Origin of the sequence: Sphingomonas adhaesiva (assembly GCF_036946125.1) — a bacterium.
GTDB lineage: Bacteria > Pseudomonadota > Alphaproteobacteria > Sphingomonadales > Sphingomonadaceae > Sphingomonas > Sphingomonas adhaesiva_A.
Genome location: NZ_JAQIJT010000002.1, coordinates 1,445,610 through 1,464,333 on the forward strand (window position 1 = coordinate 1,445,610; position 18,724 = coordinate 1,464,333).

An 18,724-nucleotide genomic window follows, 5' to 3' on the forward strand; every position below is an offset into this window, starting at 1 on the left:
GCAGAGGACTCGACTTGTTCCGGGGTCCCGCTACCGTCGCAGCAAAGCGGGATCCCGGCGCAGGGTCGACATGCCGCTAGCGCGCCCCCGCCCCTTCACCACAGGTCGAAGCTATGCCAAGCCCCGACGATATGGGCGATATTCCGCATCTCCTGCTGGTCGACGACGAACGCTCGATCCGCGAACCGCTCGCCGCCTATCTCACGCGGCAGGGCTTCCGCGTGACGCAGGCCGCCGATGCCGAGTCGGCGCGTACCCGGATGGCGGCCTATGCCATCGACCTCGTCGTGCTCGACATCATGATGCCGGGCGAGGACGGCCTGTCGCTGTGCCGCCACATCCGCGCGCATGGCGACACGCCCGTCATCCTGCTCACCGCCCGGGCGGAGGAGACCGATCGCATCGTCGGGCTGGAAATGGGCGCGGACGATTATGTCGTGAAGCCCTTCTCCCCGCGCGAGCTGTCGGCGCGGATCAAGACCGTGCTCCGCCGCGTCGCCGGCCCCGGCGGGGTGCGTCAGCACGCACCGGAGGCAAGCGCCTACGCCTTCGCCGGCTGGGTGCTGAAGACCGGCGAACGCGCGCTGGTCGACCGCGAGGGCGTGTCCGTCGCGCTGTCGACCGGCGAATACAATCTGCTGCTCGCGCTGGTGCAGCGCCCGCGACAGGTGCTGACCCGCGACCAGTTGCTCGACCTGACGCAGGGGCGCGAGGCCGCGGCCTTCGACCGCGCGATCGACAATCAGGTCAGCCGCCTTCGCCGCAAGATCGAGGCCGATCCCAAGGCGCCCGAGATCATCAAGACCGTGTGGGGCGGCGGCTACGCCTTCTCCACCGACGTCACCCGGCTGTGAGGATGCCGCGGCCATGGCCGCGCAGCCTGGCCGGTCAGATGGCGTTGCTGGTCGCGCTGGCGCTGTTCGCGGCGCAGGCGATCAATCTCGCGCTGATCCTGCGCGACCGCGCCGCCTTTCGTCTGGCGCAGGCGACGCGCCCGGCCGCGGTGCGGATCGCCGATTCGCTCGATCGCGAGACCGCCGGACGACCGCTGCGGCCCGATCGCGGCCGCGTGCGTGCGATGGCGACCAGTCCGATCACGCCCGCCATGCAATCGCGCGACGATCTCGCCGCGGAACTCGTCACCCAACTGGCCGAGCAGAACGTACCGCAGCGCCGCGTCCAGGTGTCGATCGCCCGCATCGAGCAGCTCCGCCCCCATTTCTCCCGTGCGCGCACGCACGCGCACGGCGAAGTGATCGTCATCGCGGTGCAGCAGCCCGCGGGCCGCTGGCTCGTGATGACCGCGCCGTGGTCGCGCGGCGATGCGCGACTGTTCTGGCGTCTGCTGGCGCAAACGCTGATCCTCTACGTCGTCGTGCTGCTTCCCGTACTGTGGGTCGCGCGCCGCATCTCGCGCCCGTTGCGCGAACTGGCCACCGCCGCGCGCGACTATACGCCGGGTAGCAGCGCCGAACCGCTTCCCCTCCACGGTCCCCCCGACGTGCAGGACGTCACCGCCGCGTTCAACGCGCTGCGCCTGCGCGTCGGCGCGATGCTCGACGAAAAGGACCGGATGCTCGGCGCGATCGGCCACGACCTGCGCACGCCGCTTGCCGCCCTGCGCGTCCGCATCGAGTCGGTCGAGGACGAGCAGGACCGCGCGCGGATGGCCGACACGATCGGCGAGATGAACCGCACGCTCGACGACATCCTCTCGCTCGCGCGGTTGGGCCGCCCCAGTGAACCGGCGACCGAGGTCGACGTCGTCGCGCTGGTCGATGCGGTGGTGGAGGATTTCCGCGACCTTGGCGCGGACGTCCGCTTCGACGACGACGCGCGTGTCACGATGCGCCTGCGTCCGTCGCTGACCCGTCGCGCGGTCCGCAACCTCATCGAAAATGCGGTGAAATACGGCGGCACCGCCGAGGTCCGGATCGTTCCCCAACCCGCCGCGGTCGCGATCACCGTCGCCGATCACGGCCCCGGCATCCCGGCCGAGCGGCTGGAGGACGTCTTCGACCCGTTCACGCGGCTGGAAAGCTCGCGCAACCGCGACACCGGCGGGATCGGGCTGGGCCTCGCGCTCGCCCGCGCGATCGTGCGAGAGGCACGCGGCGACATCACGCTGGCGAACCGCGCGGAGGGCGGGCTGGAGGCGCGGATCCTCCTGCCGCGCTGACGCGACCGGGTCGCTCCGGGCGCCGACTGCGCGTGGAGGGCAGGAAGCGTGCACCGTCGATCGGCGCTACCAGTCGGCCGACCTCGCCCGCTCGCCCCGCCACTCGGCGATCCTCCGCCTGGTCGCCGCGGAAGTCGTCCCGGGCAGGGCGTCCAGCGCTACGAACCGCGCCTCGATGATCTCGCGCCCATCAGGCGTCGGCCGGTCGGCGGTCCGGGCCGAGAACAGATGGACCGTATCGCGCCGTCCCTCGGCGCGGGCGCGATAGGTGGCGATCGGAGTCGGGTCCGTGATCGCGCAGTCCAGTTCCTCCCGGATCTCGCGCACCGCCGCGGCCGCGGGCGATTCGCGCCGCGCCACCCCGCCACCCGGAAGCATGAACAGGTCGCTGCGCCCGTAGCCGTGACGCACCAGCAGCACCCGCCCGTCCGGATCGAATAGCAGCACCTTCACGCCGCGCGTCTTCCAGCGCAGCAGCGCCATCGCGCGGCGGCGCACCGGGTAGAGCAGCGACAGGATCGACCGGACGAGCGTCATGGCGGGCGATCCTATCGCTTGCGTCGCCGCGCGTCGCGGGCGAAAGCGACCGCTCAGTCCCAGAGGGTGTTGCCATGTCGATTCTGTCCGATCGCTGGATCCGCGACCGCGCGCGCGCCGACGGGATGATCGAACCCTTCGTCGAGGCGCAGCGGCGCGACGGCTGCATCAGCTACGGCCTGTCCAGCTACGGCTATGACGCGCGCGTGGCCGACGAGTTCAAGATCTTCACCAATGTCGACAATGCATTGGTCGACCCGAAGGACTTCGCCGCCAACAGCTTCGTCGACCGCAAGACCGACGTCTGCATCATCCCGCCCAACAGCTTCGCGCTGGCGCGGACGGTCGAATATTTCCGCGTGCCGCGTGACGTGCTGGTGATCTGCCTCGGAAAATCGACCTATGCGCGCTGCGGCATCATCGTGAACGTCACCCCGCTCGAACCCGGTTGGGAGGGGCACGTGACGCTCGAATTCTCGAACACCACGCCGCTTCCCGCCAAGATCTACGCGAACGAAGGCGCCTGCCAGTTCCTGTTCCTGCAAGGGAACGAGCCGTGCGAGATCAGCTATTCCGATCGCGCGGGGAAATACATGGGCCAGCGCGGCGTCACCCTGCCGCGGCTCTGACGCCGCGCGGGATCGTCGCGGATAAAGCGTCAGGCAGACGGCGTCCGACGACGACGCACGGGAGCCGCTGGGTCTTTCCCCGGCGGGTGGGAGCGCGCTCAGGCCACGCGCGCGTCGCCATTCGCCCGGCTCAGGGCAGATGCGGTCGTCGTGGCTTCGACAAAAGCCGCCTGGCCTGTCGTCGCACCCGACCTTCGGCGAATCTTGCGCTGTCGAGAGCACGAACCGCGGGTCGGAGCCGCCCCGGCCGGCGCGCATCACTGTACGCCAGGGCTTGAGCTCGATCCGTTTCCGGGGGGTTGTGACACCGGCTGCGTGGTTCCTGTCGCCATGCATCCGACATTTCATCGCCGTACCCGATCACTGCGACGTAACGATACCGTCGCGGGCGCGCCCGGCGAGGAACTAGCTCAGGACGAGCGCTTCGGCTGCCCTCAGGACGTTGATCTGAACGAAATTCAGCCCGAACGGCCTGCAAACGACAGTTCCGCGCGCTTCCGGCGCTCACCTCCCGGGAATACGGCGCACGCCCGGCTATGCGAAACCAGCGCTTTCTGCCCGTCATTTTCTGATGGTCGGCCCTGTCCGGTAGCGATCCGTTCGCCGCTGCCTCGACGACGACGGCGTGCCTCCGCTTCCGGACGACGCATCCGACATTCGCCGACCGTCACATTCCCGCGCCGTTGCGAGCACGCCCGCCCAGGGGTCGCGCACCCACCAGCTGGTACTAACCGGAAAACCCGATCGACCACCGGCATCTGGCTGAACATCGAGGCAACCCCGCCACAGGCGTTGCCTCGATGTCACATCCGTCAGCGCGCGGCGATGGCCGACGTCAGCCGCATGATGCCCCGTTCCGCTACCGCGTGGGACGACGCGACATTGCCATCGGGCAGGTCCAGCGCGACCGCATCGCGCGCCAGCACCTCGCCGTACAGCGCCCGGGCTTCCGCGATCCGGCCCGTCCGCGCGAACACCGCTGCCTGATTGAGCATCAGTTCCGGCCGATGGGGATAGATGGCGCGCTCCTGCGCGAGCGTGGCCTGTGCCTGCGACAGATTGCCCGCGGCGATTGCCTGATAGCCGGTCCGATCCTTTGCCAGCGCCGGCACCGCCACGACGGCGGCCGCTGCCATGGCCGCTCCGATCATCATCCGCATCCCAACCTCCTTGCGCTTCGACCTCCGCCCAACGCTTCGGTTACGCTTTTATGACATCAACGTGTCACTTTCGCGACGGCGGTACAAGCGGTTTCTCGTCATGGAAATGAAACATTCCCGACGGGGCAGCCGGTCGATCGCCGGACCGCACGCACGAAAAAGGGCGGCCCCAGGGGGACCGCCCGTTGTCGCTTCCCATCGGCCGCGCGTCGTGACGACGCGGCGGCGGATCAGAAATCGCGGTAGTATTGCTCGTTGCCGACGAAGCCCAGCTTGGTCACGTTGGACCGCTTGATCTCCGCCAGCGTCTGATCGACGACCTCGTACCGGGTCGCCGGATCGGGCTGGAACTGGAGCTCGGGCTCGGGGTTCATCGCCGCCGACTGGTCCAGATACTGGCGCAGCAGCGTCGGGTTCACCGGCGTGCCGTTCCAGGTCACGTTGCCCGCGACGTCGATCGCGATCTTGTTCTTGATCGGGTCGACCGGGGGCTTGACCGCATTGGGGTCGTTGACCGGCAGATCCACCTTCACCGCGTGCGTCTGGATCGGGATGGTGATGATGAACATGATGAGGAGCACGAGCATGACGTCGATCAACGGCGTCGTGTTCATGTCCATCATCGGCTCGCCGTCGTCGCGGCCTGCACTCATTGCCATGTCAGAATACTCCTAAATGGCCGTCAGAGGCGGACGGCTTCGCCGCCGGGAGGCGGTTCGGAGATGAAGCCCACCTTCGCGAAGCCTGCCATCTGCATGTTGTAGATCGCACCGGCCACGCAGCGCCACGGCACGTTCACGTCCGCACGCACATGCGCCTCGGGCAATTCCAGATCGGGATTGCCCACGCCGCCCTGGCGCTCGATCTCGGTCTTCAGCTTGGCCACCGCGCGGTCCAGCAGTTCCTGGTGCGTCACCTTGGTGAGACCCCAATAGACCTGGCAGGTGCCGTCCGAGGCTGCGTTGATCGAGAGCGAGACGTTCTCGGGCTTGGTCGTCGTGGGGTCGAACCGCACCTGGGGCAGCTTGAGCTGCACCGTCTGCACCACGACCGGCACCGCGATCAGGAAGATGATGAGGAGAACCAGCATGACGTCCACGAGGGGCGTCGTGTTGATGTCCGACATCGGTTTTTCGTCAGTGGCGTCGCCGCCAACGCTCATCGCCATGGATCAGGCTTTCCTATTCCTTCGTCCCGCCGCCGGAGCCCGCGAGGGGCAAGGCGGCGGCAGGTGATCGACGGGGCGGCCGCCGCGACCGCCCCGCATGACCCGGACTTACGAGCGGGTCTGGACGCCGCCCGTCTGGCCCGCGGTGGTGGTCGCCGCCGCCGGCTTCACCGGAGCCTTCGGCGCCGCGCCGCCCGCGATGGTCGGACGTACCTTGCCGTCCGACGCCAGGAAGCCCAGCACGTCGTTCGAGAAGGCCGACAGGTCCTCCGCGATCGCCTTGTTGCGGCGCTGCAGCCAGTTGTAGGCCAGCACCGCGGGAACCGCGACGACCAGGCCGAGCGCGGTCATGATGAGCGCCTCACCGACCGGACCGGCGACCGCGTCGATCGACGCCTGACCGGCCGCGCCGATCTTGATGAGCGCGCGGTAGATGCCGATAACCGTACCGAACAGACCGATGAACGGCGAGGTCGCGCCCACGGTCGCCAGGAAGGCGAGACCGCCGCCCAGCTTCGAGTTGATCGCGGCTTCCGAACGCGCCAGCGAGCCGTGCAGCCAGTCGTGCGCCTCGACCGGATCGGTCAGCTTCGAGTGCTGCTCCTGAGCGGCCAGGCCGTCGTCGACCAGCTGCTTGTAGGCCGAGTTCTTCTCCAGCTTCGCCGAGCCTTCGCGCAGCGAGGTGCTGTTCCAGAACTGGGCGCGGACGCGCTTCGCCTGGTTCATGATCTTCTGCTGCTCGAACAGCTTCGAGAACAGGATGTAGAAGCTGATGATCGACATCAGCACCAGGATCGCGAAGACGGTCTGCGAGATCAGGCCGCCCTCACGGAGCGCCGGGATCAGGCCGTACGGGTTTTCGCCCTTGGCCGCGGCCGGCGCCGCTGCGGCGAGAATGGTGGTGAGCATTACGGTTGAGTCCTCTGACTGGATATTTCGGTTCGTATCGTTCGATTCAGATCACGCAGCGCGTCAGTTCTGCGGCAGCTTCCACACGACACGGCGCGATTGCGTCGTGGCGATCGGATTGCCGGCCGCATCGACCGCCGGAGAGTAGCGCGCCCGGCGCTGGAGCGCCCGGCAGGCTGCCTGGTCGAGAGCGGACGAACCGCTCGACGCGGTCACGCGGCAGTTTTCGACACGACCCTGGGTGTTGATGGTCCAGGTGATCGCGGTGGTGCCTTCCTCCTCCGCACGGATCGAGCTGGGCGGATAATCGTCCTGCGTGATCCAGTCGGCGGGATTGCCCTTCGCACCGGCTGCCTTGCTCACGACCGGCGGGGCCGGAGGAGCCGGCGGCGGCGCGGGCGGTGCGACGACCGGCGACGGCACGAAGACCGGCGGCGGGGTCGGCACCGACTGGATCACGACCGGCGGCGGGTTGGGATTCTGCACGATCGGCGGCGGCGACACGACCGGCGGAGGCGTCATCGGGACGTCCGGCGGCGGGGGCGGCGGCTCATCGGGCGGCGGGGGTGGCGGCTCTTCCACGTCGAACGTGTTCAGCTTCTCGACCTGCTTCTTGACGAAGTTGGTCGCGAGGCCGGTCACGAAGGCATAGCCGAGAGCGACGTGGATCAGCGCGACGATCACCAGCGCGCCGATCTTGCCTCCGCTCATCTTCTGGTCAGAATAGGCCATTCAGCAACGAAACTCCCTCATCCTGCGGCCCTGTGGGTGGTCGGACGAAAAATCCGACCGGGTTGTTTACCTTTCCGCAGCACCCATCTGGGTTGGCCACAGACCGGCGAGTCCTATCGCGCACCCATTGGCGACGCAAACGCTTTGTCGGGCGCAACAAACGTACAATCGAACGGCGACAGATTTATTTCTGTATCGTTCATGTCGGTTGACGTAGGCCGTGACGATGTCCTCACCCGTCCGCCCGACCCCCTGCCGATTTTTCCTATCCGTCGCGGCGGCCGCGCTCGCCGCGCTGCCCGCGACGGCGCAGCAGCCCGCCGCGCAGGCCGCGGCAGCGGCCCCGGCTCCCGATTATGCGGAGACCGCCGATCTGGTGCTGCAAAGCCCGATGGTCGTCGACGCGACGATCCGCTCGGCCGCGAAGATCAAGGGGGCGGAGGCCGCCGGCGTCGCGCCGGGGCATACGCGCTTCTATGTCGAGGGCGACGTGATCGCGCTTGTGCGCGGTACGGGGGCGATCCCGCCGCGGGTGGGCTGGCTGGTCGATGTCGCGCCGGACTGGCGCGGTCGCACCCCGAACCTGAAGAAGCAGCGCGTGCTCGCCTTCGCCCGTCCGGTGGCGGGGCGTCCCGATCAGATACAGCTGGTCACCCCCGAGGCGCAGCGCAGCTGGTCGCCCGCGCTCGAATCGCTGGCGCGCCGCATCGCGCAGGAGGCGGCGGCGGCCGATGCGCCGCCGGTCGTCACGGGCGTCCGCAACGCCTTCCACGTCCCCGGCGCGCTGCCCGGCGAGGGCGAGACGCAGATCTTCCTGACGACGCAGGGCGACCGCCCCGCTGCCTTGTCGATCCTGCGGCGCCCCGGCGAGCAGCCGCGCTGGTCGGTGGCGTTGAGCGAGATCATCGACGATGCCGCCGCCGCGCCCACGCGCGACACGTTGCTATGGTATCGCCTGGCCTGCGCGCTGCCGCCCACGCTGCCCGATCGCAGCACCGCGGCGCTGTCCGACAGCGACGCGCAGGCCGCGCGCGAGGACTATGCGTTCGTCATCGCGGCGCTGGGACCGTGCCGGAATGGGACGATTCCATCCGCGGCGGGCACAATTTCCGGCAGCGCTGTCAGCGGCGGTGGCGGACCAGCGTGATCCCGATCGCCTCGCCCTCCTCGGCGATGGCGAGCTTGACGATCTTCACCTTCACCCGCTGCACGCGCCGGTCCTGCAGGAACAGCGTCTCGGCGATATGATCCGCGACCGCCTCGATCAGTGTGAAATGCCCCGCGGTCGCCAGCGCGGCGGTGGCGGCGTGCTTCAGGTCGAGGTAGTTCTTCGATGCCTCCAGCGGCGTGTCCGGCGCGAAGCGTGCGGGCGCATCGAGCCGCACGGTGAGCGAGATGCGCAGCGGCTGCGGCAGATGCGTCTCTTCGGAATAGATGCCGGTCAGCACCTGTACCACGAGGTCGTGGACCTCCAGCTCCAGCGTATCGGGCGTCATGCCTGCGCACTCGGGCGTGCGGCGGCGCGGTCGTACCAGCGGCGCAGATGCTCCGCCTCGTCGGGGATCGCCAGCCTGGCCCTCGCCGCGAAGTCGATCGTGGTCAGCGCCATGATGTCGGCGAAGGAGAAGGTCGCGCCCGCGATCCATTCGCCGTCCGCCAGCCGCTCGTCCAGCGTCGCCACGAACGAGGTCCAGCGAAGCTGCGCGCGCTCGGCCAGCGCCGGGATCTGCGGCACCGCCCCCGCGGCACCGGGCAGCGCGCGGCCCGCAAAGGCGGGATGGCCGTTGCGGAACGCCTCCACCGCGGCGACATAGCCGCTTTCCTCGACGCGCCGCGTCCACTCCTCGATCCGCGCGACCTCGATCGGGCGGGTGCCGAACAGCGCCGGCTCGGGATGCAGCGCCTCCAGGAAGCGGCAGATGGCGTGCGATTCGGTGACGACCTCGCCATCGTCGAGCACCAGCGCGGGCACGGTCCCGCGCGGGTTGATCGCCAGATATTCGGCGCCCAGCTGCTCGTTGCGACGCAGGTCGACGGCGACGCGGGGCACCTCGATCCGCTTCTCCGCGAGGAAGATGCGCACCCGTCGCGGGCTCGGCGCCCACCCGGCATCGTACAGCTTCATGACGATCGTCCCACCCAATTCCCTGCCGCCCCGGCCAGGCCGGCCTAGGCGACCGACGCTGCACTGGCAACCGCATCGCCGCCACCCGCCGATGCGGGCGTCGCGGGCAGCGCCCATTGTCACACCGCGAGGCTGCCCCTAAAGCGCGCCCGCCGCGGGGGACCGCGCCGGCGTGGAGCATGCGGGGGACGCGATGGACGGACTGGTGCCGATCGACACGGTAGCGCCGGATGCGGTGGAGCGATTGCTCGACCGCGCTTTCGGCCCCGGGCGGCACGCGCGCACCGCCTATCGGCTGCGCGCGGGAACGGCCGCGATCGCATCGCTCAGCTTCGCCGCGCTGGAGGGCGACACGCTGCTCGGCACCATCCAGTGCTGGCCGGTGCAGTTCGCGGGCGACGACGGGCGCCGCGTGCCGCTGGTCATGGTCGGCCCGGTCGCGGTGGAGCCGGAGCGGCAGCAGGGCGGGCTCGGCCGGCGGCTGACCGCGGCGGCGCTGGCGGCGGCGGATGCGCAGGGGCAGTCGCAGATGCTGATCGGCGACCACCAATATTACGGCCGCTTCTTCGGCTTCTCCGCGGCGGCGACCGCGCTGTGGCGGGTGCCCGGCCCGGTCGAGCGCGACCGCCTGCTGGCGCGCGGGCCCGATGTGCCGGCGGGCGCGGGGGACATCCAGCCGCGGGTCGTCGCTCCCGCCTGATCCGTTCGCCGACCTTTACCTGCCGCCCCCGCCTCCCTACCTCGCCGTCATGCCGATGACGCCGCCCCCCGATTTCGACACGCTCACCGTCGCGGACATCGCGCGGCTGGCGGACAGCGACCGACTGCCCCCGGTGGAGCGCTGGCACCCCGACCATTGCGGCGACAGCGAGATGCGGATCGCGCGCGACGGCACCTGGTTCCACCAGGGCTCGCCGATCGGCCGCGCGGCGATGGTGCGCGCGTTCAGCCGCATCCTGCGGCGCGAGCCGGACGGCGGCTATGTCCTGGTCACCCCGGTCGAGAAGCTGGACATCGCGGTGGAGGATGCCCCCTTCGTCGCGGTGGAGATGAAGGTCGAGGGCGAGGGGCGCGACGCCACCCTCGCCTTCCGGCTCAACACCGGGGAGATGGTGACCGCCTCGGCCGAGCACCCGCTCCGCTTCGAGGAGCATGACGACGGCCCGCATCCCTATGTCCATGTCCGCGGGCCGATCGGTGCCGGGCTGGAGGCGCTCATCACGCGCGCGCTCTACTACGAGCTGGCGGAGCGCGCGCTGACGGGCGGTGCCGAACCGCCGGGCGTGTGGAGCGCCGGGGCGTTCTTCCCGCTTGCGCCCGCCGAATGACGACGCTGGCCGAGCGGCTGGCCGCCGCCCTGGTTTCCGATCATGAGACCGCGCTGCTGACCGGCGACAACGACGACCTGCCCGCGCACGACACGCTCGCCGCGGCGGCGGTGCTGGTGCCGATCACCGACCGCGCGCGCCCCGGCGTCATCCTGACGCAGCGGACCGAGACGCTGCGCAAGCACGCCGGCCAGGTCGCCTTTCCCGGCGGTCGGGTCGATCCCGGGGAGGACGCCGTCGCCGCTGCGCTGCGCGAGGCGGACGAGGAGATCGCGCTCCCCCCCGCCGCGGTCGAGGTGATCGGCGCGTCGGATCGCTATCGCACCGGCACCGGGTTCAGCATCACGCCGATCATCGGCGTCGTGCCGCCCGACCTGGTCCTCCACCCCAGCGAGGCCGAGGTCGCGAGCGTGTTCGAGGTGCCGCTCGACTTCCTGCTCGACAGCGCCAATCACCGCCGCGCCTCCGGCATGTGGCAGGGGAAGGAGCGCTTCTGGTACGAGATGCTGTGGGAGGATCGCCGCATCTGGGGCGCGACCGCGGGCATGATCGTCAATCTGTCGCGGCGGCTGCGATGGGCGGCGTGACCATGTTGCCGATGGCCGCGTGGCGCACCCGCCCCGGGCTGGCGGAACTGGCCGGCGCGCTCGACGTCGCGGGCGGTCACGCGCGTTTTGTCGGCGGGGCGGTGCGCGATACGCTGCTCGGGCTCGACGTCGCCGATATCGACCTGGCCACCACGCACCGCCCCGACGAGGTGGTACGCCGGCTGGAGGCGGCCGGGATCAAGGCGATCCCAACCGGCATCGCGCACGGTACCGTCACCGCGGTGAGCGCGGGCACGGTCGTCGAGGTGACGACGCTGCGCCGCGATGTCGAAACCGACGGCCGCCACGCCACCGTCGCCTTCACCGATGAATGGCGCGAGGATGCGGCGCGGCGCGATTTCACGATGAACGCGCTCTATGCCGATCCGCTGACCGGCGAGGTCTTCGACTATTTCGACGGGCTGGCGGATCTGCACGCGGGCCGGGTCCGCTTCATCGGCGACCCGTATCGGCGGATCGCGGAGGATCACCTGCGGATCCTGCGCTTCTTCCGTTTCCACGCGCGCTTCGGCCATGCCATCGATGCCGCGGGGCTGGCCGCCTGCATCGCGCGCGCCAACGACCTGATGGCGCTCAGTCGCGAGCGGATCGCGGCCGAACTGCTCAAGCTGCTGGTGGCGCGGGATGCGGTGCCGGTCGTCCGGCTGATGCAGGAAAACGGCCTGTTCCGCCCCGTCCTGCCGGAGGTGGAGGCGGACGGTGTCGCCCGGCTGGCGACTCTCGCGACGCGCGAGGCCGCCGCGGGCGTCGCGCCCGACGCGATCCGCCGGCTCGCCGCTCTGGTCGCGCCCGGCACCGCGGAGGGGGTCGGCGCGCGGCTGAAGCTGTCCAATCACGACCGCAAGCGGCTGGTCCAGGCGGATGGCGGCGTCGGGGACGAGGGCGCGCGCGCGCTCGCCTACCGTGTCGGGACAAGCGTCGCGCTCGACCGGCTGTTGCTGGCGGGGGCGGACCCGGCCCCGATCATCGGCTGGACGCCGCCGTCACTCCCGCTCGGCGGCGGCGCGCTGGTCGCGCGCGGGATCGCCAGGGGTCCCGACGTCGCGCGCACCTTGCGCCGGGTCGAGGATCGCTGGATCGCGGAGGGCTTCCCCGATGCCACGCGTGTCGGGCAGATCGCCGACGAGCAAGCGGATCAGCTGTTGCGCTCGGCCAGGAACGCGTAGGCCGCCTCGGCATCGAGCGGGCGGGCATAGGCATAGCCCTGCCCGTAGTTGCAGCCCAGCGCCGCCAGCGTCTGCCCGATGTCGAGCGCCTCGATCCCCTCGGCGACCGTTTCCATGCCCAGCGCCTGCGCCAGGCTCAGGATCGCGCGCACGATCGCGACCTTGTCGCGGTCCTGGAGCAGCCCGGTCACGAAGCTGCGGTCGATCTTCAGGATATCGATCGGCAGCCGCTGCAACGACGCCATGTTGGAAAAGCCGGTGCCGAAATCGTCCATCGCGATGCTGGCGCCCAGCTCCTTCAGCCCCATCAGCACGCGGGTGACGCGGTCGGGATCGGCGATGATCGCGCTTTCGGTCAGCTCCAGCTTCAGCCGCTCGCCCGACAGCTTCGCCGCATCGAGCGAATGGCGCACCGCCTGCGGGATATTGTCGCGCTGCAACTGGATCGCGGACAGGTTGACGGCGACCGTTACCCCCGTCCCCTTGGCCCCGAAGCGGGCGTCCCACTGCGCCAGCGTGCGCGTCGCGGTATCGAGCGCCCAGCGCCCCAGCGGCACGATCAGCCCCGATTCCTCCGCCACCTGGATGAAGCGCGTCGGATCGTGGCGCTTGCCGTTCTCGTCGGTCCAGCGCGACAGCGCCTCGAACCCGCTGATCCGCCCGGTCGCCAGGTTGCAGATCGGTTGATAGACCAGGGTGAGCTGATCGTTCTCGATCGCGCGGCGCAGCGCCGTCTCCATCGCGAATTCCTCGCGCGCCGAATCGAGCGAATGGATGTGATACGCCTCCGCCACCTTGGAGGACTTGGACTTCTTCATCGCCACCTGGGCGTGGCGGATCACGTCCTCGCCGTCCTCGATCGTCTCGTCGCCGAAGGCGATGCCGATCGCGCAGGAGATGCGGATCTCGTAATCGCTGAGCCGGAACGGCGTCGACAGCACGTCGCGGATGCGGCGCGCGACATGGTCCGCCTCGTGCGACCCTTCGTCGATCGACAGCAGCACGCCGAATTCGTCGCCCCCGGTGCGCGCCAGCACGTCGCGGGTGCGCAATGCACCCTTGATCCGCCGCGCCACGGTGATGAGCAGTTCGTCCCCGGCCAGCGACCCCAGGCAGGCGTTGAAGCGGCTGAACCGCTCCAGATCGATCATCAGCACGGCCCAGCGATGCGCGCCCTGCGCGATCATCGCCTCCAGCGAATCGGTGAAGCCGCCGCGGTTGGGCAATCCGGTCAGGCTGTCGGTCGCCATCTCGCGGCGCAGCGTGTCCTCGGTGCGGACCTCCGCGGTCTGGTCGACGAACGCCACCATGCACGTCGGCAGGTCGCGTTGCGGCATCCGGGTGAAGACGATGCGGTAATGGCGTCGCTCGACCGCGGCACCCGTCTGCCAGTCACGCTCGCGTCGTGGTTCCCCCGACCGGAGGAACGCCAGCGCGGCATCGGCCAGCCCGGGCTCCCCCTGCAGCGCTGCGCGCGCGAAGGGGCGGTTGGACATCTCCCACACCAGCCGGTCGCCGACGCCGCACGCGACCGCGAGCGGGATCGGGACCAGCTCCAGCGCCCCTTCGCTGGCGGACAGCCCGGGCGCGACCACGATCGGTCGCACGGCGCGCTCCGCCCATATCGTGGATCCGGTCCTCATGCCCGATCCGTCCTAAGCGACAAGCGTTAAGACCGCCTTACGCAAACCTTTTCGGCAGGCTACGCGGCCGCATGCCCCGCAGCGCCGCGGCGGGCGTCAGAAACGGTTGTCGCGCGGGAAGCCGGTCGGCGGCATCCGCCCCGCCGCGCCGCGCGCGGTGCGCCACGGCGTCAGGTCGGCCTCCACCCGGGTCCGCCCGCTGCCGCCGCCCATCGCCCAGCTGATCCCCTCCGCGAAGACCAGGGTCCGCGCATCGGCCAGCCCGCCGTCGCGGTAGCGTTGCAGCTGCACCCCCTGCCCGCGCGTCATTTCCGGCAGTTCGTTCAGCGGGAAGATCGCCAGCTTGCGATTGTCGCCGATCACCGCGACGTAATCGTCGCCGGGCGCGACGGTGCGCACCACGGTCAGCTTCGCGCCGGTGCGCGGCGTCATCACCGTCTTGCCCTTGCGCGTCTCCGCGATCACCTCCGCGGTGGGCACGATGAAGCCGCGCCCGTCGCTCGCCGCGACCAGCAATTTCTCCGCCGCGCCCGCGCGCAACAGCGCGACGACGCCGGTGCCGCCGTCCAGATCGATCGTCGCCCCCACCGGCTCCCCGAAGCCGCGCCCGCCGGGCAGCTTGTCGGCCGCCAGCGTATAGAACCGCCCGTTGGCGGCGGCGAGCAGCAGCTTGTCGGTGGTATGCGCGTGGAATGCGAAGGCGGGGCCGTCGCCCTCCTTGAACTTCAGCGTCTCCGGCGCGGACAGGTCGACATGCCCCTTCATCGCGCGGATCCAGCCGCGCTGCGACAGGATCACGGTGACGGGCTCGCGCTCGATCATCGCCTCCAGCGGGATGTCGCGCGCCGCCGCGCGCTCCTCGATCCGCGTCCGCCGCGCGCCCAGCGCCGTCTCCGGGCCGTAGCGGTCGCGGACCTTGGCGAAATCCTTCTTCAGCCGCGTGCGCTGCTTCTGCTCGGAGGCCAGCAGCGCAGTCAGCGTCGCCTGTTCCTTCTCCAGCGCGTCGCGCTCGCGCGTCAGCTCCATCTCCTCCAGCTTTCGCAGGGAGCGCAGCCGCATGTTCAGGATCGCCTCCGCCTGGCGGTCGGTCAGCTGGAACTCGGCGATCATCACCGCCTTGGGCTCGTCCTCGGTCCGGATGATCTCGATCACGCGGTCCAGGTTCAGGAAGGCGATGATGTAGCCGCCGACCAGCTCCAGCCGGTCCGCGATCCTGCCCAGCCGGTGTCCGGTACGGCGGCGCAGCACCACGAACTGGTGCGCCACCCACGCCGACAGCGCCTCGTGCAGCGACATCACGCGCGGCGTGCGGTCCTTGTCGAGCACGTTGAGGTTCAGCGGCACGCGCGTTTCCAGGTCGGACAGTCGGAACAGCCCGTCCATCAGCACGCCGGCGTCGACCGTGCGGCTGCGCGGCTCCAGCACGATGCGGATATGCTCGTCCGATTCGTCGCGCACGTCGCCCAGGATCGGCAGCTTCTTGTCCTCGATCAGCGCGGCGAGCTGCTCGATCAGCTTGCCCTTGGCGACGCCGTACGGGATCTCGCTGACGATCAGGTGCCAGCCGCCACCTTTCTCGCTCACTTTCTCGATCGCGGCGCGCACCCGGAACGCCCCGCGCCCGGTCGCATAGGCCTCGCGAATGATCGCGGGCGCGTCCACCACCATGCCGCCGGTGGGGAAATCGGGGCCCTTCACATAGGCCAGCGGGTCCGCCTGCGCATCGTCGACCAGCGCGATCGCGGCGTCCAGCAGTTCGGCGGCGTTGTGCGGCGGCACGCTGGTCGCCATGCCGACCGCGATCCCGCTCGCGCCATTGGCCAGCAGGTTCGGGAAGGCGCCGGGGAACAGCTCCGGCTCCTGCTCCTCGCCGTTGTAGGTGGGGCGGAACTCGGTCGCATCCTCGTCCAGCCCGTCCATCAGGTCGATCGCGACCTGCGTCAGCCGCGCCTCGGTATAGCGGTAGGCAGCGGCGTTATCGCCGTCGATATTGCCGAAATTGCCCTGGCCGTCGACCAGCGGATACCGCAGCGAAAACGTCTGCGCCAGACGCACCATCGCATCATAGACCGACTGGTCGCCGTGCGGATGGTACTTGCCGATCACGTCGCCGACGACGCGCGCGCACTTCTTGTACCCCTGCGACGGGTCGAGCCGCAGCAGCCGCATCGCCCACAGCAGCCGGCGATGCACCGGCTTCAGCCCGTCGCGCACGTCCGGCAACGAACGCGCGGTGATCGTCGACAGCGCATAGACGAGGTATCGCTCGCTCAACGCACTGTCGAACGGGGCATCGAACACGCCCACGGGCGGGTTGTCGGGAAAGTCGGTCACGCTGGCCATGGTAATCCCCCCGCGTACCAGCCGCATCGCGGTTCGTTAAGGGGGTGTGGCGCGGATCGGGTCGCGGCTAGAGCGAACGGCATGACGCTACGTGTCCTGACGCTCTCGTTCGCGCTTGCGGCCCTGCTGCCCGCTGCACCATCGTGCGCGGCGATGACCGCCCCCACGCTGCTGACCTGGGCCGACCTGACCAGGCGGCCGCGCCCGCAACCCGACGCCACGCTGGATTACGGCGACGACCGGATGCAGAAGGTCGACCTGTGGCTGCCCCGCGGCAAGGGCCCGCACCGCGTCGTGGTGATGGTCCACGGCGGCTGCTGGCAGACGGAGATCGCCGACCGCCGCCTGATGGACTGGATCGCGGACGATCTGCGTCGCAGCGGCGTGGCGGTGTGGAATATCGACTATCGCGGCGTCGACCGCTCCGGCGGCGGCTATCCCGGCACCTTCGCGGATGTCGCCGCGGCGGCGGACCTGCTGACGGTCTCGGCGCAGCGATACGGGCTCGATCTGCGGCACGTCGCCGCCGTCGGCCATTCGGCGGGCGGGCATCTGGCGTTGTGGCTCGCCGCGCGCCCACGGCTCCCGGTGGACAGTCCGCTGCATACGCCCCGTCCCCTGCGCCTCGCCCGCGTGGTCAGCCTGGGCGGCCTCCCCGATCTGGAGGCCACCGCCGCCAGCCCCGACAACGGCTGCGGCACCGACGTCGTCGCGAAGCTCGTCGGCACCGGCCGCCGCGACCCTTATGCCGATACCTCGATCCCCCGCCTGCTGCCGCTCGGCGTGCCGCAGGCGCTGGTCAACGGGCGTGAGGATCGCATCATCCCCTACCGCATGGCGACCGACTATGTCGCCCGCGCCACCGCCGCCGGGGACCCGGTGACGCTCACCACCGTCCCCATGACCGGCCATGTCGAGCTGATCGCGCCGGAAACCGCGGCCTGGGCCGCCGCAAAGGCCCTTTTGGCGAAGTGACCGCGCCCGCGCCGCGAAAGTCCTAAACTTCTCCCGCGCCCGCCTGATGGTGGATCGAGGCGGGGGGTTCCGCCCCGTTTCAGACGGACAGGGTGGCGGGCATGGTGGGGATTTTCACGGGGGCGGACTTCGGGCTGGGTCGCGGATCGGCGTCGACGCTGGGGGCGCCGGGCCTGCTGGGGGACGCGAGCCAGGGCGGCGCGCGCGACCAGATTTCCGTCAACGCCGCGACCGGCAATCTGCTGATCCAGAAGCAGGACGAGTTCCTGGTCGGGCGCGGCCCCGACGCGTCGGTATCGCGGTCGTACAACAGCCTGACCACGCTTCAGGACGACAACAACGACCGCTGGCGGCAAAGCACCGATCGCCGCGTCACGAACCTGACCGGGACGGTCAATGCCGCGGGCAGCACGGTCGCGCGCGTCTCCGGCGACGGCAGCTATCTGACCTATGTCTGGGACGCGGGCCGGTCCGCCTACCTCAACCAGGATGGCGGCGGGGCGTACGACACGATCACCCGCAACGGGAACGAATGGGTCTGGACCGACGGCGACACGCGCACGGTCGAGCGGTACGCCGACGACGCCGCCGGCCGGATCAAGAGCGTCACCGACCATGTCGGCACGACGATGGCCTTCGCCTATGACGCCGGCGGGCGGCTATACACCGTCACCACCAGCGACGGCTCGTGGATCCGCTACGACTGGGTCGGCTCGACCCAGAACGTCGCGCAGATCGTCAACGGCTTCACCGACTTCTCGAACAATGTGGCGCGCACGATCACGCGCACCCGGTACGGTTACGACGCTGCGAACCGCCTGACCACGGTCACGGTCGACCTGTCGCCTCAGAACAACTCGATCAGCGACGGCAAGACCTATGTCACCACCTACGGCTACGACGCCGGCGGCCGGGTCAGCAGCATCGCCCAGTCCGACGGCTCGGCCATGTCGGTCGCCTACGATGCGTCGGGCCGGGTCGTCACGCTCGTGCAGACGGCGTCGTCGAGCATCACGCGGACCACCTCGCTCGCCTACAACAGCGGCTATACGCTGGTCACCGACGCCACTGGGCAGGTCACGCGGCTGGATTACAACGGCACCGGCGACCTGACGAAGATCACCGCTCCGCCCGCCGCCGGCGGCGTCGCGGCACAGGTCTGGCAATTCGCCTATAACGCGGCCGGCGACGTCACGAGCACGACCGATCCGCTGGGCCAGGC

General features: G+C 69.9%; 19 protein-coding genes. 9 read left to right on the top strand and 10 right to left on the bottom strand.

The features are described 5' to 3' along the window. Nucleotides 1–131 precede the first annotated feature (131 nt). Nucleotides 132–854, top strand: coding sequence for a response regulator (locus PGN23_RS13150; protein WP_335304602.1), 723 nt, complete (start codon nt 132–134; stop codon nt 852–854). A 2-nt stretch (nt 855–856) separates the two neighbouring features. After that, nucleotides 857–2,179 (top strand): sensor histidine kinase, encoded by a 1,323-nt coding sequence (locus PGN23_RS13155; protein WP_335303374.1) that lies wholly within the window; start codon nt 857–859, stop codon nt 2,177–2,179. 66 nt (nt 2,180–2,245) lie between these two features. On the opposite strand, the gene PGN23_RS13160 is transcribed toward PGN23_RS13155, so the two are convergent. Further along, nucleotides 2,246–2,716 (bottom strand): NUDIX domain-containing protein, encoded by a 471-nt coding sequence (locus PGN23_RS13160; protein ID WP_335303375.1) that lies wholly within the window; start codon nt 2,714–2,716, stop codon nt 2,246–2,248. Between the two features lie 74 nt (nt 2,717–2,790). On the opposite strand from PGN23_RS13160, the gene dcd reads away from it, so the two are divergent. Continuing rightward, nucleotides 2,791–3,345 carry a dCTP deaminase gene (gene dcd, locus PGN23_RS13165; RefSeq protein ID WP_335303377.1) on the top strand — a complete coding sequence of 185 codons (555 nt, stop codon included), beginning with the start codon at nt 2,791–2,793 and terminating at the stop codon, nt 3,343–3,345. Nucleotides 3,346–4,157: 812 nt separating this feature from the next. Here the strand turns inward: dcd and PGN23_RS13170 are convergent. From PGN23_RS13170 to PGN23_RS13190, 5 genes are all read right to left on the bottom strand, one after another. Further along, nucleotides 4,158–4,505 (bottom strand): tetratricopeptide repeat protein, encoded by a 348-nt coding sequence (locus tag PGN23_RS13170; protein ID WP_335303379.1) that lies wholly within the window; start codon nt 4,503–4,505, stop codon nt 4,158–4,160. A gap of 230 nt (nt 4,506–4,735) precedes the next feature. Further along, nucleotides 4,736–5,164 carry an ExbD/TolR family protein gene (locus tag PGN23_RS13175; protein WP_335299723.1) on the bottom strand — a complete coding sequence of 143 codons (429 nt, stop codon included), beginning with the start codon at nt 5,162–5,164 and terminating at the stop codon, nt 4,736–4,738. Nucleotides 5,165–5,187: 23 nt separating this feature from the next. Then, on the bottom strand, nt 5,188–5,673 hold the full coding sequence (locus tag PGN23_RS13180) for an ExbD/TolR family protein (protein ID WP_335303380.1): 486 nt from the start codon (nt 5,671–5,673) through the stop codon (nt 5,188–5,190). 108 nt (nt 5,674–5,781) lie between these two features. Beyond that, nucleotides 5,782–6,582, bottom strand: a complete 801-nt coding sequence (locus PGN23_RS13185) for a MotA/TolQ/ExbB proton channel family protein (RefSeq protein ID WP_335303381.1) — start codon at nt 6,580–6,582, stop codon at nt 5,782–5,784. A gap of 63 nt (nt 6,583–6,645) precedes the next feature. After that, a complete protein-coding gene (locus tag PGN23_RS13190) occupies nt 6,646–7,314 on the bottom strand; it encodes an energy transducer TonB (RefSeq protein WP_335303382.1) in 669 nt (222 codons plus the stop codon). Between the two features lie 226 nt (nt 7,315–7,540). Here PGN23_RS13190 and PGN23_RS13195 point away from each other — a divergent pair, with 226 nt between their 5' ends. After that, on the top strand, nt 7,541–8,461 hold the full coding sequence (locus PGN23_RS13195; protein WP_335303383.1) for a hypothetical protein: 921 nt from the start codon (nt 7,541–7,543) through the stop codon (nt 8,459–8,461). Here the strand turns inward: PGN23_RS13195 and PGN23_RS13200 are convergent. Both PGN23_RS13200 and PGN23_RS13205 read right to left on the bottom strand, forming a co-directional pair. After that, nucleotides 8,436–8,810 (bottom strand): dihydroneopterin aldolase, encoded by a 375-nt coding sequence (locus PGN23_RS13200; protein ID WP_335303384.1) that lies wholly within the window; start codon nt 8,808–8,810, stop codon nt 8,436–8,438. The genes PGN23_RS13195 and PGN23_RS13200 overlap by 26 nt on opposite strands. Beyond that, nucleotides 8,807–9,439: a glutathione S-transferase family protein gene (locus PGN23_RS13205; RefSeq protein WP_335303385.1), complete on the bottom strand. Its 633-nt coding sequence runs from the start codon at nt 9,437–9,439 to the stop codon at nt 8,807–8,809. Before PGN23_RS13205 ends, PGN23_RS13200 begins: the two co-directional genes overlap by 4 nt. 193 nt (nt 9,440–9,632) lie before the next feature. On the opposite strand from PGN23_RS13205, the gene PGN23_RS13210 reads away from it, so the two are divergent. From PGN23_RS13210 to PGN23_RS13225, 4 genes are read left to right on the top strand one after another with little or no spacing between them, the layout of a single operon-like run. Continuing rightward, nucleotides 9,633–10,139, top strand: coding sequence for a GNAT family N-acetyltransferase (locus PGN23_RS13210; protein ID WP_335304603.1), 507 nt, complete (start codon nt 9,633–9,635; stop codon nt 10,137–10,139). A gap of 49 nt (nt 10,140–10,188) precedes the next feature. After that, nucleotides 10,189–10,767, top strand: a complete 579-nt coding sequence (locus PGN23_RS13215) for a DUF1285 domain-containing protein (RefSeq protein ID WP_335303387.1) — start codon at nt 10,189–10,191, stop codon at nt 10,765–10,767. Then, nucleotides 10,764–11,354 carry a CoA pyrophosphatase gene (locus tag PGN23_RS13220; RefSeq protein ID WP_335303388.1) on the top strand — a complete coding sequence of 197 codons (591 nt, stop codon included), beginning with the start codon at nt 10,764–10,766 and terminating at the stop codon, nt 11,352–11,354. The genes PGN23_RS13215 and PGN23_RS13220 overlap by 4 nt, the downstream gene beginning before the upstream one ends. Continuing rightward, nucleotides 11,342–12,541 (top strand): CCA tRNA nucleotidyltransferase, encoded by a 1,200-nt coding sequence (locus PGN23_RS13225; RefSeq protein ID WP_335303389.1) that lies wholly within the window; start codon nt 11,342–11,344, stop codon nt 12,539–12,541. The genes PGN23_RS13220 and PGN23_RS13225 overlap by 13 nt, the downstream gene beginning before the upstream one ends. Here the strand turns inward: PGN23_RS13225 and PGN23_RS13230 are convergent. Next, nucleotides 12,511–14,184, bottom strand: a complete 1,674-nt coding sequence (locus tag PGN23_RS13230) for a putative bifunctional diguanylate cyclase/phosphodiesterase (protein ID WP_335303390.1) — start codon at nt 14,182–14,184, stop codon at nt 12,511–12,513. The genes PGN23_RS13225 and PGN23_RS13230 overlap by 31 nt on opposite strands. 96 nt (nt 14,185–14,280) lie before the next feature. Continuing rightward, nucleotides 14,281–16,527 (bottom strand): DNA topoisomerase IV subunit A, encoded by a 2,247-nt coding sequence (parC, locus tag PGN23_RS13235; RefSeq protein WP_335303392.1) that lies wholly within the window; start codon nt 16,525–16,527, stop codon nt 14,281–14,283. A gap of 81 nt (nt 16,528–16,608) precedes the next feature. On the opposite strand from parC, the gene PGN23_RS13240 reads away from it, so the two are divergent. Continuing rightward, nucleotides 16,609–17,502 carry an alpha/beta hydrolase family protein gene (locus PGN23_RS13240; RefSeq protein ID WP_335303393.1) on the top strand — a complete coding sequence of 298 codons (894 nt, stop codon included), beginning with the start codon at nt 16,609–16,611 and terminating at the stop codon, nt 17,500–17,502. Nucleotides 17,503–18,724 lie beyond the last annotated feature (1,222 nt).